This window comes from Pseudomonas sp. B13(2017) (genome assembly GCF_002113245.1).
GTDB lineage: Bacteria > Pseudomonadota > Gammaproteobacteria > Pseudomonadales > Pseudomonadaceae > Aquipseudomonas > Aquipseudomonas putida_Z.
The window spans coordinates 1-807 of record NZ_NEJX01000054.1 but is presented as its reverse complement, the minus strand read 5'-3'; the positions used below and the strand labels follow the sequence as shown (position 1 = coordinate 807).

The following is an 807-nucleotide window of genomic DNA, read 5'->3' as shown; positions in this document are numbered from 1 at the left end:
AACTCAGCAGTGAAACGATGCATCGCCGATGGTAGTGTGGGGTTTCCCCATGTGAGAGTAGGTCATCGTCAAGATTCATTTCGCAAAACCCCTATCTGCGCATGCAGGTAGGGGTTTTGTCTTTCTGGCAAAAAAAATCCCAGGCCTGCACAACCCTCCTCTGTGGGAGCGGGTTCACCCGCGAACACCGGCAAAGCCGGTGCCATCCACCATGTCGCCCGCTTCGCGGCGGTTCGACGCCTCGACATGCCGGCTCCCACCCCGACCGCAAAATACCTTGGCTGCGACAATATTCCCGTCACATTCACGTGACTTTCCCGCGCCTGGCCTACGTCAAGACTTTGGTTCGGGGCATTCCTGGCCCCGGGCTGAGCGATGCCAGCGTACCGTGCTGCGCATTTCCGGACTTCCACCGTCCCATCACTTGAGGTAGCAAGCAAGATGGCCAAGGCCGCCGATGTCGTTGTGCAATGCCTGGAAAACGAAGGTGTCGAGTATGTATTCGGTATTCCCGGTGAAGAAAACCTCGACCTGCTCGAATCCCTGCGCAAGTCGAAGATCAAGCTGGTACTTACCCGTCACGAGCAGTCCGCAGGCTTCATGGCCGCCACCTACGGCCGCCTGACCGGCAAGACCGGCGTCAGCCTGTCGACCCTCGGCCCTGGCGCCACCAACCTGGTCACCGCTAGCGCCTATGCCTACCTGGGTGGCATGCCGATGATGATGATCACCGGCCAGAAGCCGATCAAGAAGTCCAAGCAGGGCCGTTTCCAGATCATCGACGTGTGCGGCATGATGGACCCCATC

Annotated in this window: 1 protein-coding gene; it reads left to right on the top strand. The window is 59.1% G+C overall.

Annotation, left to right across the window (positions count from 1 at the left end):
* Positions 1-441: 441 nt before the first annotated feature.
* Positions 442-807, top strand: a 366-nt coding sequence (locus CAG44_RS27350; protein ID WP_256575277.1) for a thiamine pyrophosphate-binding protein, incomplete at its 3' end; no start/stop codon positions are given.